The 13,627-nt window shown below is 66.5% G+C and carries 12 protein-coding genes; 5 read left to right on the plus strand and 7 right to left on the minus strand.

What is annotated here, in order from left to right; genetic code table 11:
- Positions 1 to 3: 3 nt before the first annotated feature.
- The 7 genes from F0A16_RS15215 to F0A16_RS15245 all read right to left on the minus strand — a co-directional run bounded on the left by F0A16_RS15215 (position 4) and on the right by F0A16_RS15245 (position 9,018).
- On the minus strand, positions 4 to 1,131 hold the full coding sequence (locus F0A16_RS15215; protein ID WP_187776039.1) for an aminotransferase class V-fold PLP-dependent enzyme: 1,128 nt from the start codon (positions 1,129 to 1,131) through the stop codon (positions 4 to 6).
- Positions 1,132 to 1,225: 94 nt separating this feature from the next.
- On the minus strand, positions 1,226 to 2,785 hold the full coding sequence (locus F0A16_RS15220; protein WP_149436258.1) for an aldehyde dehydrogenase family protein: 1,560 nt from the start codon (positions 2,783 to 2,785) through the stop codon (positions 1,226 to 1,228).
- The gene (locus F0A16_RS15225; RefSeq protein WP_149436259.1) at positions 2,782 to 3,693 is read right to left on the minus strand and encodes an NAD(P)-dependent oxidoreductase; all 912 of its coding nucleotides are present in this window, start codon (positions 3,691 to 3,693) and stop codon (positions 2,782 to 2,784) included. The genes F0A16_RS15220 and F0A16_RS15225 overlap by 4 nt, the downstream gene beginning before the upstream one ends.
- Positions 3,694 to 3,742: 49 nt before the next feature.
- Positions 3,743 to 4,903, minus strand: coding sequence for a M20 aminoacylase family protein (locus tag F0A16_RS15230; RefSeq protein ID WP_149436260.1), 1,161 nt, complete (start codon positions 4,901 to 4,903; stop codon positions 3,743 to 3,745).
- Positions 4,904 to 5,010: 107 nt separating this feature from the next.
- On the minus strand, positions 5,011 to 6,303 hold the full coding sequence (locus tag F0A16_RS15235; protein ID WP_149436261.1) for a DUF3100 domain-containing protein: 1,293 nt from the start codon (positions 6,301 to 6,303) through the stop codon (positions 5,011 to 5,013).
- Between the two features lie 202 nt (positions 6,304 to 6,505).
- The gene (locus F0A16_RS15240) at positions 6,506 to 8,641 is read right to left on the minus strand and encodes a pyrroloquinoline quinone-dependent dehydrogenase (RefSeq protein ID WP_149436262.1); all 2,136 of its coding nucleotides are present in this window, start codon (positions 8,639 to 8,641) and stop codon (positions 6,506 to 6,508) included.
- Positions 8,642 to 8,652: 11 nt separating this feature from the next.
- Complete coding sequence (locus F0A16_RS15245) at positions 8,653 to 9,018, minus strand: hypothetical protein (protein ID WP_149436263.1); 366 nt, start codon at positions 9,016 to 9,018, stop codon at positions 8,653 to 8,655.
- 368 nt (positions 9,019 to 9,386) lie between these two features.
- Between F0A16_RS15245 and F0A16_RS15250 the strand changes: the two genes are divergently transcribed.
- From F0A16_RS15250 to F0A16_RS15270, 5 genes are all read left to right on the plus strand, one after another.
- A complete protein-coding gene (locus F0A16_RS15250; RefSeq protein ID WP_149436264.1) occupies positions 9,387 to 10,268 on the plus strand; it encodes an NAD(+) kinase in 882 nt (293 codons plus the stop codon).
- Position 10,269: 1 nt separating this feature from the next.
- On the plus strand, positions 10,270 to 11,247 hold the full coding sequence (locus F0A16_RS15255; protein WP_149436265.1) for a metallophosphoesterase: 978 nt from the start codon (positions 10,270 to 10,272) through the stop codon (positions 11,245 to 11,247).
- A gap of 342 nt (positions 11,248 to 11,589) precedes the next feature.
- Complete coding sequence (locus F0A16_RS15260) at positions 11,590 to 12,471, plus strand: rhomboid family intramembrane serine protease (RefSeq protein WP_149436266.1); 882 nt, start codon at positions 11,590 to 11,592, stop codon at positions 12,469 to 12,471.
- The gene (locus F0A16_RS15265; RefSeq protein WP_149436267.1) at positions 12,468 to 12,734 is read left to right on the plus strand and encodes a YeaC family protein; all 267 of its coding nucleotides are present in this window, start codon (positions 12,468 to 12,470) and stop codon (positions 12,732 to 12,734) included. Before F0A16_RS15260 ends, F0A16_RS15265 begins: the two co-directional genes overlap by 4 nt.
- Entirely contained in the window at positions 12,722 to 13,624 is a 903-nt protein-coding gene (locus F0A16_RS15270) for a DUF2797 domain-containing protein (protein ID WP_149436268.1), read from the plus strand. Before F0A16_RS15265 ends, F0A16_RS15270 begins: the two co-directional genes overlap by 13 nt.
- Positions 13,625 to 13,627 lie beyond the last annotated feature (3 nt).

The raw sequence follows: 13,627 nt of genomic DNA on the forward strand, positions 1-13,627 counted from the left end.
TTCTCATCTCAACGCCGCCATGGCGCGGTCGATATCCGCCGACGTGTTATGCCAGTGAGGCGAGATTCGCAATAGCGTGCCGGTCGTCGGCAGCCGAACGTTCAGCGGCTCGGCCGAGGTGCTGCAGGTCTTGGCGACGATCCCGGCAGCATCGAGCCGCTGACGCACCTGGAGAGGCTCGATATCCGGCAGGTGGATCGTGGCGATGCCCGTCTCGGGATGGGGCAACAGGGGCCGAACCCCCTGTTCCCGGGCGATGTCGTAGACCCGTCCGGCGAGCACCGCCAGATGGTCGCGCATCGGCTCCAGCGCGATCTGCTGCAACTCGTTCAGGGCAGCCGTCAGCGCCACCTGGCTCATGACCGAAAGGTCGGAGGCATCGAAACGTCGAGCCCGGGGTAGATCGACGAACCGCTGGGTTTCCGTCTCCAGTCTCAGCCCCGCCAGCTCTGGCGTCGGATTGAGGTGCATCATGGCCATTGCCGGCTGGCTGACATAGAGCAGCGCCATGCCGCGAGGTCCGCGCAGCCACTTGCGTGTGGTGGCGACCAGCACGTCGCAGCCGAGACGGCGCACGTCGATCTCCGTCTGCCCCAGGCCCTGCGCCGCATCGACGATCAACGGACAGTGCGACGGGCGGGGCAGGTCGCCCAGCGCTTCCACCTCGTAGCGTCGGCCTTCGATACTGGTCACCAGCGGCGTCAGTATTGCCGCGACATCGTCGTCGATCTGCCTGGCGATGGCGGCCATGTCCAATCGTCCGGTCGCGTCCGTCGCCAGCAGTTCGATGGCGCGCGGCGGTTCCCTGCCGAGCCGTCTGAGCATGACGATGTTGGAAGCCCACTCGCCAGGTGCGACCAGCAGCCGTCTTCCGCTGAGATTGAGGCTTCCGATGACCTGGGCCATGAGCTGGGAGGTGCTGGCGCCGAACGCGACCTGGGCCTCCGGCGCGCCGATCCAGTGGCCCAGCCGGGTTCTGGTCGCCTGGCCATCCCAGAATGCGCTTTCGAGGCGCTGGCGCGGATAGGCCGCCATCTCCGCCTCCAGCCAATCCCGCAGGCGGGCCGAAACCGCCGGGCTCTGCAGACCGACGGAGGCGTTGTTGAGATAACAGAGGTCGGCTGGCTGCACGGGGTGACTCCTCGTCGGTTCCAGGCTCATGCCCGCCATGATAACCAAACTCGGGCCCGGGCGAGCGAAGTCGCCTCCCGCCGTCGTCGGTGCCTCATGCCTCCCCGCTGGCGTAGCCCATGGCGACGCTGGCTTCGACACCGGTCTCGACCCAGACGCTCTGCGGGACGGTATATTCACGCAGCCCGTCGAGGCCGCTGGAACGGCCGAAGCCGCTATCGCGGAAGCCGCCGAAGGGCGACATCACGTTGATCGCCTTGTAACTGTTGATCCACACCGTGCCGGCGCGCAACTGGCCAGCGACACGATGCGCCCGGGCCGGGTCCTGCGTCCAGACGGCGCCGGCCAGGCCGAAGCGGGTCCCATTGGCGAGCCGAACGGCGTCGGCTTCGTCGTCGAACGGCATGGCGACGAGCACCGGGCCGAACACCTCCTCGCAGGCGATCTCCATCGAGGCGTCGACGTCGGCGATCACCGTCGGCGCGAGGTAGTAGCCATCGGCGCCTTGCGGCAAGCCCTCGGGACGCTGACCGCCGGTGACGATGCGCGCGCCGGCGGCCCTGGCACGCTCGATCATGGCGGTGACGCGTTCGTACTGGCGGGCGTTCTGCAACGGCCCCATGCGGGTCGCTTCGTCGGCGGGGAGGCCCACGGCGATCCGGCTGGCGGCGCGGCCGACGCGTTCGACCACGGCATCGAAGATGTCGCGCTGGACCAGCAGCCGCGAGCCGGCCACGCAGCTCTGCCCGGCCGCGGCGAAAATCGCGGCCTGGGCCCCGGCCACGGCATCGTCCAGCCTGGCATCGTCGAACACGATGTTGGCGGATTTGCCGCCGAGTTCGAGCACGCTGGGTACCAGGCGGCGGGCGCCGGCCTCGGCGATCAGGCGGCCGCTGTCGGGGGAGCCGACGAACACCAGCTTGCTGATGCCGTCGTGGCCGGTCAGGGCCGCGCCGGTGGTCGGGCCGAGGCCGTTGACGATATTGATCAACCCCTTGGGCAGGCCACCGCATTCGAGCAGGCGGGCGATCGCCACCGACGAGAATGGCGTCAGCTCCGAGGGCTTGAGGACGACGCCGTTGCCCGCGGCGATGGCCGGCGCCAACTGCCAGGCGCAGGTGAACATCGGTGCGTTCCAGGGTGTGATCTGGCCGACCACGCCGAAGGGGACGTAGCGAACGTAGTTGAGGTGCGAGGTGGGCACCGGAATCACCTCGCCGTGCTGCTTGTCGCACCAGCCAGCGTAGTACTCGAACATCTCCCGGACCTTGCCGACCTCGCCTCGGCAGTCCCGAATCGGCTTGCCGGCGATCACGCTCTCGAGCTGGGCGAGATCCTCCTCGTGGCCCTCCAGCCGACGGACGGCGTCATTCATGCGCCGGCCGCGCTCGCTGGCGGTCAGCGCCATCCATTCGACCTGGGCACGGGACGCGGCCTCGACGGCCCGATCGAGCAGGTCGGCACCCGCGTCGCGGTAGCTGACCAGGTCGCCCCCGGTCGCCGGGTTCGTCAGCGCGATGGCGTCGCCCCGGCCCGCGACCAGATCGCCGTCGATCCAGTTGGAGCAGGGCGTGTCTCCGGGTTCCAGCGACAAGCCGAACTGGGCGAGAAGACGATGCAAGGCTTGCTGTGCCTGGGTATCGAGAGCGTTCATGCGGAGGTCTCCTCGTCATTGGCAGAGGGTTGGGTGAAATCGACCCCGGCCTGGGCCAGGATCGGCGAGACGATGTGATTGAAATCGTCGCCGTCCGCCGGGCGATCGGCGTTGGCATGCCAGCCGGCGACGACCTGGTGGAGCAGTGTCAGGTCGAGCCCGAGATCGTCGGCGGCGTCCCGCGCCAGACGCAGATCCTTGCGCATCAGGCCGCTGGTGAAGCCGGAATCGAAGCGGCCGGAGAGGATCCACTCGGGAAAATTGACTTCGCTGATGGCGCTGCGGCCGGAGCCGCTGTTGAGTCCGGAGAGACAAGCCGCCGGGTCGACGCCGGCCCTGGCGGCGAGGGCCACGGCCTCGGCGGTGGCGATCAGGTTGGTGGCGCAGAGATAGTTGTTGGCCAGCTTGACCACGTGGCCGCTGCCCGGGCCGCCCACGTGGGTACGCTTGGCGGACATCGCTTCCAGCATCGGCATGACACGCTCCAGCGTCGCCATGTCGCCACCGAGCAGCATGCCGAGTTTGCCGCTTGCCGCGCCTCTGGGCCCGCCGCTGACCGGTGCGTCAAGCCACTCGAGGCCGGCCGCGACGACCTGGGCGGCGAGTTCGCGGCTCACCACCGGGTCGCTGGTGGAGGTGTCGACGATTACGCTGCCCTTGGGGGCGCGCGCGAGCAGTCCGGGTGAGGTCTCGATGACTTCTCTGACGTGATCGGAAGTGGGCAGTGACAGCAGATAGACGTCGCTGGCGGCAATCGCCTCCGGGCTGACGGTCGCGAGGCCCTGCGCCGCCAGCCGCTCGCGGGCGGTCTCGAAGAGATCGCTGCCGGTGACGTCGAAGCCGGCGCGCTTGAGCGTCAGCGCCATGTTGCCGCCCATCTGGCCAAGGCCGATGACAGTGATTTTCATCAGGTTCTCCAGGCTTGCTCTCGGATGAAGCGTTTCGGCAGGGGCGTCGTCAGTCGTTCAGCAGCTTTTTCACCAACGCCTGCCAGTAGGCGACGCCAAGCGGGGAAATGGCGTCGTTGAAGTCGTAGGCCGGGTTGTGCAACGCCGCGCTGTCGCCATTGCCCAGCCAGATATAGGCGCCTGGGCACCGGTTCAGCATGAAGGCGAAATCCTCCGATCCCATGCTCGGCGCCAGGTCGCGGTGGACCTTGTCGATACCGGGCAGCCCATCGAGCACCTCGGCACATCGGGTGGCGTGCCCAGGCGCGTTGATCGTGGCCGGGTAGCGCGCCTGGTAGTCGAAATCGGCCTTGAGGCCGTGAAACTGGGCGGTGGCCGCGACGGCGTCGCGGAACCGCTGTTCCAGTCTCGCCTTCAGCGCCGCGTCGAAGCAGCGCACGGTGCCGCGCAGCTCGACCGTTTCGGGAATGACGTTGTAGGCGTCGCCAGCGTGGAACTGGGTAATGCTGAGCACGGCGGACTGATGCGGTGGGGTCTCGCGGCTGATCAGCCCCTGTAACTGGTTCGCCAGTTGGCAGGCGGCGAGCACCACGTCCGTGCCCAGATGCGGCATGGCCGCGTGACAGCCGCGCCCGGTCAGCTTGAGCGTGAAGACATCGAACGCCGCCATCACCGGGCCATCGTGGACGGCGGCTTCGCCGACGGCGAGTCCCGGCCAGTTGTGCAGTCCGTAGACCGCCTCCATCGGGAAGCGCTCGAACAACCCCTTTTCGACCATCACGCGGCCGCCGCCCTCGCTCTCCTCGGCTGGCTGGAAGATGCAGTGAACCTGGCCGGCGAAGTCGGGATCTTTCGCCAGCGCGCAGGCCGCGCCCAGCAGCATGGTGGTGTGGCCATCGTGACCGCAGGCGTGCATGCGCCCCGGTGTCGTCGAGCGGTAATCGACGTCGTTGAGTTCCTCGATCGGCAGGGCATCGATATCGGCACGTAGCCCGATGCGGCGTCCGGCGCCGTGGCGGCCGTCGATGGTGACGACGACGCCGGTTCCCCCACCCAGCCCGGTGACCGGTTCGAGGCCGTTTTCGCGCAGAATGGCGACGATGCGCTCGCTAGTGCGGGTCTCCTCGAAGGCGATCTCCGGATGGCGATGGAAGTCGTGGCGCCATGCGGTCAGCGTCTTCGGGTCGGGATAGGATGCGATCTGGTTCATGGTCTGCTCCGGCAATGGCTCATGATCTGATCGAGTGACCGGGAGGCGTGCCCGCCACGGGGCGGAGCGGGCCGGGCGCGTCGCCGATCATCGATGAAGGACGGCGTCTACAGCAGTACCTGGGCCACCATGGCCGAGCCGACATAGGTACCGGTGAACACCAGCAGCGAGATGATGATCAGTTTCCAGCCGGTCCGGCGGAACATGCCGAACTCGCGCCGGCTGAGCGCCAGGCCGGCGTAGGCGAGTACCGGGGTGACGATGGCGAGGAAGTTGACCGCGGCGAGCTGATCGACGATCCAGCTGCTGCCTGGGAAAAACGGCAGCGTCATGACGATGCTGACCAGCGACACCCAGGCCACGCCGGGGAGATAGAACGGTGCCGCCCGGGTGATGGCCAGGCCGATCAGGGTCATGACGTAGAGAATGACCATGCCCGGCAGGGCAGCGATCAGCGAGGCGCCGTTGATGGTATTGGCGATCCAGCCGACGACGCAGGCCATGGCCAGCACGGCGGCGGTCTTGCCCAGGTTCGCCTCCGGGCGCTCTTCCTGGGGCAGACCGGCCGCGTCGTTCTCGGTCGTGGCGCCGACCGTGCTGGCAGCGCGGCGATGGCCGCCCAGGCGGCGATAGAGCCATTCGGCGACGGGCAGGGCAATGAACAGCGAGACATAGAGCCCGGTCGCGTAGGTCAACAGGTTGCTGGCACCTGCAAAGGCGAGCAGATCGTCGGCGAGATCGGGCATGGCGCCGGCCAGCGCGCCGGAGCACGCCGCGACCATGCTGCCGCTGCCGACCCCGCAGGCCATCGCCAGCGCCCGCGGATCGAACCAGCCCAGGGATGCCAGGTAGCCGGCCATCAGCGCGAACCACAGCGTACCGAACATGGTGCCGACGACGTAGACGCCCATCACGCCGACGCCCTCCGGTCCCTTGAGGCCGTACTTGTCGGAGATGATCGCGATGTTGGGTTCGCGCGCGATCGAGTAGGTCGCGCCGATCGCTTCCCGTCCCATCTTGAGAACCAGCACCGCCACCGGCAGTGCCACCAGCATGGTGCCGAGGTTGCCCAGCTCCTGCAGGATCAGGGCGGGTCCGGCGCTGACGAGCTGGTCGATGGCGGGGCCGATGGTCGAACCGAAGCGCGCGATGAACGGCATGATCGAGATCAGGATCAGCGGGGTGGCCGCCTGACTGACGCTTTCGGGCAGGAAGCGCCGGGTCCCGGAGAACAGGTGCGGGTTGAGCAGAACGCCGAGCACGAAGGCGTAGAACAGCGGCAGTAGCAGAAGCGTTCCCGGGCCGAGCGGGATCTTGAGAATGCCGATCCATTCGCTGAGCAGGGAGACCACGACGACCAGCAGGTGAAGACGCCAGTCGAGCAGTTTGGAGAGGGGCATCGATCGTTACCTCTTTGTTGTTGGTGGAGAGGTCGTCCACCGAGTATCCAGAGAGAGCGTGATCGAATGAAAGACGCGAGGTGTTCTGTTTTTTGGATGGCTGTCGCGTAATGGGCGTCAGCAACGAAAACGGGGCGGGCCAAGGCCCACCCCGTCAATGCGATCATGATCGCCACTGCCCGTCGATTGTCGGACTAGGTGATCAATCCTCTGGCAGGGCGTAGACCACGACCTGGTCGCCAACCTGATCCTTGAGGATGGTGTTGCCACCGGCAACGAAGGCGACGTACTGCCGGCCCTTGTACTCGTAGATCGAAGGGTTGGCCACGGCCGGGGCCTCGGCCTGATCCGACCAGAGCTCTTCACCCGTCTCCAGCGAGAAGGCGCGCAGCTTGGCATCCATGGATGCACCGATGAAGACGACGCCACCCGCGGTCACCGCAGGACCACCGATGGTGGGCGAGCCCCATTTCTCGGGCATGAAGAAGCCGTACTGCTGTGACGCGCCGACCGGCCGACGCCACTTGACGTCACCGGTATGCATGTCCAGCGCTACCAGCTCGCCGAAGGGCGGCTCCCAGCACGGCATGCCAAGCCAGTTCGTCGCCACCTGCAGGCGCAGACCGTAAGGCGCGCCTTTCTGCGGGGCGAAGCCACTCTCGTTGCCGGAGCCGCTGTCCGCTTCCTCGTAGTCCTCGCGGTTGTACAGCTTGATGGTCTGCACGATATGCGAAGTGTTGACGATTGCGGTCTGACTCTCGGGGTCGAACGCCACGCCGCCCCACTGCACGCCACCGGCGCTGTCAGGATAGGCCAGCACGCCTTCGCCCTTGGTGGTCGGTGGCGTGTACATGCCTTCGTAGGTCAGGTCATCCCACAGGCGCGAACACTGGCCGCCGCCCACGGCATCGGCGAGGCTCCAGATCTTGGGTTTCTCGGATTGATCCAGCAGCGGCGCCGGCTTGGTCGGGAAAGGCTGGGTCGGGGCATAGACCTCACCTTCGACGCTACCGTCGCCCTGCGGTACCGGACGCTCCTCGATGGGCCAGACGTCTTCGCCGGTGAGGCGGTTGACCACGAACAGGAAGCCCTGCTTGGTCGCCTGGACCAACGCCGGGATCTCCTCGCCGTCGACGGTGATATCCATCAGCGTCGGGGCGGAGTTGATGTCGTAGTCCCAGATATCGTGGTGGACCCACTGGCGGGACCACACCACCTTGCCGGTCTCGATGTCGAGCGCGGTGGTCGACGTCGCCAGCGGCGCTTCCTCGGTGCGGTTGCCGCCCCAGTAGTTGGGCGACGGCGAGGAGACCGGCAGATAGAGCAGGCCGTTCTCGCGATCGGCGGACATGTGGGTCCAGACGTTGGCGGTACCGCTCTTCTCGCGCATCTCGTCGGAGAGCGCCTGGAATGTCCACTCGAGCTCGCCGGTCTGGGCGTCGAGCGAGAAGATCGTTCCCGGCGGTGCCTGTTCGTAGGCCCAGTCCATGCCGGCCCAGCCCAGCATCAGGTGATCGCCGACCACCGTTGGCGGCTGCAGCACGGAGAGCGGCCACTCGGCGTGGGTGTCGTTCCACTGGTTGACGTTGAGCACGCCGTTGTCGGCGAAGCCCTTGCAGAGTTCGCCGGTATCGGCGTCCAGTGCGAACAGCTGCGCGTCCATGGTGCCCATGTAGACGATCTTCTGGCACGGCTCACCGGCGACCGGGTTCTCTGCCTCCCAGTAGGAGACACCGCGGTTCTTCAGCACCGGCTGGGTCAGCGCCTCACGCGAAGACTTGGTGTCGAAGCTCCATTTTTCCTTGCCGGTACCCGGATCGAGTGCGATCAGACGATAGAAGGGGGTGCCGATGTAGATGGTGTCGTTGGCGAAGACCGGGGTCGCCGACCACACGGTCGCCGGCGTATCGCCGGACCCATCGGCGACATCGCCGGTATGGAATTCCCAGACCTTCTCGAGATCACCGACGTTATCCGCCGTGATCTGGTCGAGCGGGCTGTACTTCTGGGCGTTGAGCTGACCGTGGAAGCTGTCCCAGGTCGGGTTTTCGGGCACCAGCGGTATCGGTGCCCGGTCGGCATTCCGGCGATCGCTGGCGTCCGCCGTGTCGAGGTCCCTGGAACCCTCATCGTCGGCCTGCACCGTCTCGGACGAGGTGGCGGCTTCGGATGATGCCGGGGTTTCGCTTCGCGTCGAGGTCCGGTCGGATTCGGTCGGCTGATCCTGGGCCAACAGCGGCAGCGGGGCGAGCAGCAGCGCCAGTGCCGTTGCCGAACCCAGGCGGGCGGCGGCGAGTTTTAGGGTCGGTGTGGACGGCTGTGACAGGGATATGGGCATGACTCGGCTCCTCAGGAATGGGCTGGCGTGGTGGAGGAGGCGCGACCGGCCATCTCCAGCAGCAGGCCGATCAGGCCCACCACCATGGCGGCCGTCAGCCACCACTGGTGCAGCAGCAGCCCGGCGAAGCCGGTGCCGACGAGATCCAGCAGGATCAGCACGCGCAGTGCCACCCGGCCGCTGCGGCACGACAGTGGCGCCAGGACCAGCGTCAGGATGGCCAATGCGATCGTCGACAGAATGACGACGAGGGCGCCAAGCGACCCGTTGACCCCGGTGAGCGGCGTGAAATAGGCATAGAGTGCCACGGCGAGCCCGGCGAGCGAGCCCAGGAGCATGACGATGATGCCCGGCCTGAATGATCCAGATTGCGACATGAAGTTTTTTTCTCCTGATGAGAGCGGTTTTGCGCGCCTGGCGGTCGTCTTCCCGATCCGATATGGGGTCGGGCCGGAAAGACCACATCGAGAGCGCTTGGTGACGGGCCGTGCGTGCATGCACTCCCTGCGCCGGGCCGGCCAAAGTATAGAATATTTTAGGTCGTTAACCCCAGGCCGATTGGCTTGGCTCCAGGTCCCGAGAGACATTCGGGGGGCTCTCGACGGCCGTGGCGCGCAGGGGTGGCGGGGACACCTGGCGTGTGGGACCGGTCACGCCGCCCGCCGGGAGCGGAGCGTCGGGTTTGCCGGGGAGCGAGGCCAGCCAGCATAATGGCGGGCCGTCACGCCGCGCAGAGACACGCTGTATGGAATCGTTCAACACCATCGGCCTGATCGGCCGCCTGGGTAGCGACAAGGTGGTCGAGACGCTCAAGCGTCTGGTGATCTTCCTCGAACGTCGTGGTCTCGACATCGTGATCGAGGATCGTACTGCCGCGCTGCTGCAGGGACACGGCCATGACGAGGCCCGCCGCCGCGAGCTGGGCACGCTCTGCGACCTGGTGATCGTGGTGGGGGGCGACGGCAGCCTGCTGGGCGCTGCGCGGGCGCTGTGCCACAGCGGGACGCCGGTGCTCGGCATCAACCGCGGCCGGCTGGGGTTTCTGACCGACATCTCGCCGGACGAGGTGGAGCAGAAGGTCGCCGAGGTTCTGGAAGGGCAGTACGACAGCGAGCGACGCTTCCTGCTCGAGGCGGAACTCTATCGCGGCGAGCGGCTGATCGGCTCCGGCTCCAGTCTCAACGATGTCGTCGTGCATCCCGGCAAGGCGGCCCGGATGATCGAGTTCGAGCTGTTCGTCGACGACCGCTTCGTCTACTCCCAGCGCTCCGATGGCTTGATCATGGCGACGCCGACCGGCTCCACCGCCTATGCGCTGTCGGGAGGCGGGCCCATCGTGCATCCGGGGCTCGAGGCCATCACGCTGGTGCCGATGTTCCCGCACACGCTCTCCAGCCGGCCGATCGTGATCGACGCCGCCAGCGAGATTCGCGTCCATATCGGCGATATCAACCAGGCCTATCCCCACGTCAGTTGCGACGGTCAGACCCGGGTCGTCTGCAAGCCCGACGATGTGCTCTATGTGCGCCGTCAGGCCGAGCGGCTGACGTTGATCCACCCGCGTGGACACAGTTTCTTCGAGGCCTGCCGCTCCAAGCTGGGCTGGAGCAGCAGGCTGGGAGACTGACATGGCCCAGGACGACGGCGTCGACGGCTACGATCTGATCGGGGACGTGCACGGTTGCGGTCACACCTTGATACGCCTGCTCGAGGCGCTGGGCTATCGGGCAGAGGATGGGGTCTTTCGTCACCCGTGCCGCCGCGTGATCTTTCTGGGCGATCTGATCGATCGCGGTCCCAGCATCCGGCTGGCGGTCTCGGTGGCCAAGCGCATGGTCGACGCCGGCGAAGCCCATATCGTGATGGGCAATCACGAGGTCAACGCCCTGGCCTACTGTCACCAGGCACCGAGCGACAGCGAGCGCGAGTGGCTACGGGATCATACCCCGCGCAACAATCGGATCATCGGTCGCACCCTGGAGCAGTTTCACGCCTTTCCGCTGGAGTGGGAGGCCTGCCTCTCCTGGTTCATGACACTGCCACTCTGCCTCGACCTGGGGGGATTGCGGGTGGTCCACGCATGCTGGGACGAGCCGCTGATCGCCGCCTTCCTGGCGCGCCGCCCCGATGCCCGTATCGATCGCGACTTTCTGGTCGAGTCGGTCCAGTACGGCAGCCTGGCGCAGCGTATCCTGGACCGTCTGACACGCGGCACCCAACTGCCGTTGCCGCCGGGGGTGGAGATCCGCTCCGGAGATGGCTTCACGCGACGCTCGTTCCGCACCCATTTCTGGTGCCGGAACCCGCGCACCTACGGCGACGTGGTGTTCCAGCCCGACAATCTGCCGCTGGGGCTCGAGGATCGCCCCTTGAGCGCCGGCGAGCGGGAGCGCTTGAGCTACTACCCGGAATCGGCGCCGCCGCTGTTCGTGGGCCACTACTGGTGCAAGGGGGTACCGGCGCTGCCGCGGGCGAACATCGCCTGTCTCGACTACAGCGCGGTGAAGTACGGTCGGCTGGTGGCCTACCGCTGGGAGGGAGAGGAGCGGCTCGATGCCAACCGTTTCGTCTGGGTCGACGTCGAGAGGGAGGGTGCGCGCGGTTGAGGGCGCGAGCTTGTTCCCCGCGATCTTTGCATTTTTTTACAATGATTTTAGCGATTGATTTGCGGGAGTTTTATGACGGCGTCGGCGCCAATCGGGAAAAAATTGGGATTTTTTCCCTTCGCCGAGGAACTCCGCCCGGCGGATACCCTCAAAGTCAGTGTTCCCTTGAATGATCCCTTGCTCTTATCCGGCGGCCTTCCGCCGGATTTTTCTTTTTCTGGTCTGTAGAATGGCGGCGTCGAACGACCATCGACATCGTCGAGCCCCGGGCCGTCTGCCCGGCGGCCTCGGTGTCGTCGATTCGCTTCGACGCTTTCTCGATAATCGGGTCGGACCTTCCCCATGTACAAGTTAATCGAACTGCCCGGCGATCTGGATACGCGTCCGCTCCGACAGGCGATGTGGGCCCATCACATCGGCCACCGCTTCACGCAGCAGGCCGATCTGCAGGTGCTGTGGCTGGCGGACCCCGAGCAGCGGAACGAGGCGGCGCGGCTGATCGAGCTGTGGCATCGCGGCGAGCTGGAGACGTCGGCTGCCCCGTCGGCACCTCGTCGGCGGCCCAGCATCACCGGCCAGGCTTTTGGTCAGGCCCCGCTCGCGGCAGGGCTGATCGCCGCCTGCGTGGCGGTCTTTCTCTGCATGACGTTTGCCGGCGACGCCATCGTCCGCGCTTTCACCATCGTGCCTCTCGAGGTGATGGGGCGCCGGCTGGTGCCAGGCGACCTCGTCTCCGACACCCTGGCCGGCGGCCAGGTATGGCGGCTGTTCACGCCGGCGTTGTTGCACTTCGGCTGGATGCACCTGATCTTCAACATGCTGTGGGTGTGGTATTTCGGCCGGCAGGTGGAGTCGATCCAGGGCTGGCGCCGGCTGGGCCTCATCGTCGTCGTGGCGGCGCTGTTCTCGAATCTGGCCCAATACTTCACCGGCACCGTGCTGTTCGGGGGAATGTCCGGCGTCGACTATGCGCTGCTCGGCTACGTCTGGCTGATGTCCCGTCGCCGGCCCGAGAGCGGCCTCTTCGTGCCCCAGATGCTGATGGTCTTCATGCTGGGCTGGATGGTCTTTACCATGACCGGCCTGGGCGATGCCTTCGGCTTCGGCAACGTCGCCAACGAGGCGCATCTGGGGGGACTGCTGATCGGGTTGATCATGGGCTGGTTCGCCAGCCGCAACGCATCGGGAGGCGCCGGCCACGACGCCTCGGGAGACAGGAAATGAGCGAGATGAATTTCGACCGCATGGTCGCGCAGATGACGCCGGAGATGTACCAGAACTTCAAGCAGGCCATCGAGCGTCGCAAATGGCCGGACGGCCGCCGGCTCAGCGCCGAGCAGACCGAACTGTGCATGGAGGCCGTGATCAAGTACGAGATGATCCACGACGTTCCCGCGGCGCAGCGCGTCGGTTATCTGGAACGCAACGAGTGCGCTTCCGGCGGCCACTCTTCCGCCGAGGAAGCCGCGGTCAAATGGATCAACTGATCCCGCTTGCGCGTTCCGGTGGCGGGTACCTCCCGGGAGAGGGCCGGCATGACCGGGCCCAGGGCCCGTTGCGCAAGCTCGATATCCGCCTGCCGGCGGCGGGGCACCCGGCGGAGTACACGCTGCGGGCCGGCGACCAGCGCGTGGGTCTCAATGCCTGGCTGGGCCGGCGTATCGTGCTGCGCCACACCGGCGAGATCCACTGTATCGAATGCGGTCGGGCCACGCGCAAGAGCTTCGGTCAGGGGCACTGCTATCCCTGCTTCTCGTCGCTGGCGCACTGCGATCTCTGCATGATGCGCCCGGAGACCTGCCACTACTTCCAGGGCTCCTGCCGCGATCCCGCCTGGGGGGAACGTCACTGCTTTCGTCCGCACACCGTGTATCTGGCCAACGCCTCCGGACTCAAGGTCGGTATCACGCGTGGCACCAACATGCCGACACGCTGGCTCGACCAGGGGGCGATCCAGGCGCTGCCGATTCTTGACGTGGAGACCCGTCAGCAGTCGGGTTTCGTCGAGACGCTGTTCAAGGCGCAGGTTTCCGATCGCACCAACTGGCGGGCGATGCTCAAGGGCGAGGTCGAACCGCTCGACCTGGTTGCCGAGCGCGATCGGCTGCTGGCATCGCTCGAGCCCGGTCTCGGAGAGCTGCGTCGACGGTTCGGTCACGACGCCATCCAGGCGGTCGATGCTGCCGCGCCACTATCGATCGACTACCCGGTGCTCGAGTGGCCGCGCAAGATCGTCTCGTTCAATTTCGACAAGACGCCCCGCATCGAGGGCACCCTGATGGGGCTCAAGGGGCAGTACCTGATCCTCGATACCGGCGTCGTCAACCTGCGCAAATTCGCCGGCTATCAGGTCGCGGTGAGCGCCGAAGCGGCCTGAACC

It is taken from the genome of Salinicola corii (assembly GCF_008298015.1).
In the GTDB taxonomy this organism is placed as follows: domain Bacteria; phylum Pseudomonadota; class Gammaproteobacteria; order Pseudomonadales; family Halomonadaceae; genus Salinicola; species Salinicola corii.

Excerpts from the sequence above, each read along its gene's own strand:
- F0A16_RS15225 (WP_149436259.1), bottom strand. The coding sequence starts at position 3,693 with ATGAAAATCACTGTCATCGGCCTTGGCCAGATGGGCGGCAACATGGCG.
- F0A16_RS15250 (WP_149436264.1), top strand. The coding sequence starts at position 9,387 with ATGGAATCGTTCAACACCATCGGCCTGATCGGCCGCCTGGGTAGCGAC.
- F0A16_RS15245 (WP_149436263.1), bottom strand. The coding sequence starts at position 9,018 with ATGTCGCAATCTGGATCATTCAGGCCGGGCATCATCGTCATGCTCCTG.
- F0A16_RS15230 (WP_149436260.1), bottom strand. The coding sequence starts at position 4,903 with ATGAACCAGATCGCATCCTATCCCGACCCGAAGACGCTGACCGCATGG.
- F0A16_RS15240 (WP_149436262.1), bottom strand. The coding sequence starts at position 8,641 with ATGCCCATATCCCTGTCACAGCCGTCCACACCGACCCTAAAACTCGCC.
- F0A16_RS15270 (WP_149436268.1), top strand. The coding sequence starts at position 12,722 with ATGGATCAACTGATCCCGCTTGCGCGTTCCGGTGGCGGGTACCTCCCG.
- F0A16_RS15220 (WP_149436258.1), bottom strand. The coding sequence starts at position 2,785 with ATGAACGCTCTCGATACCCAGGCACAGCAAGCCTTGCATCGTCTTCTC.
- F0A16_RS15265 (WP_149436267.1), top strand. The coding sequence starts at position 12,468 with ATGAGCGAGATGAATTTCGACCGCATGGTCGCGCAGATGACGCCGGAG.
- F0A16_RS15255 (WP_149436265.1), top strand. The coding sequence starts at position 10,270 with ATGGCCCAGGACGACGGCGTCGACGGCTACGATCTGATCGGGGACGTG.
- F0A16_RS15260 (WP_149436266.1), top strand. The coding sequence starts at position 11,590 with ATGTACAAGTTAATCGAACTGCCCGGCGATCTGGATACGCGTCCGCTC.
- F0A16_RS15235 (WP_149436261.1), bottom strand. The coding sequence starts at position 6,303 with ATGCCCCTCTCCAAACTGCTCGACTGGCGTCTTCACCTGCTGGTCGTC.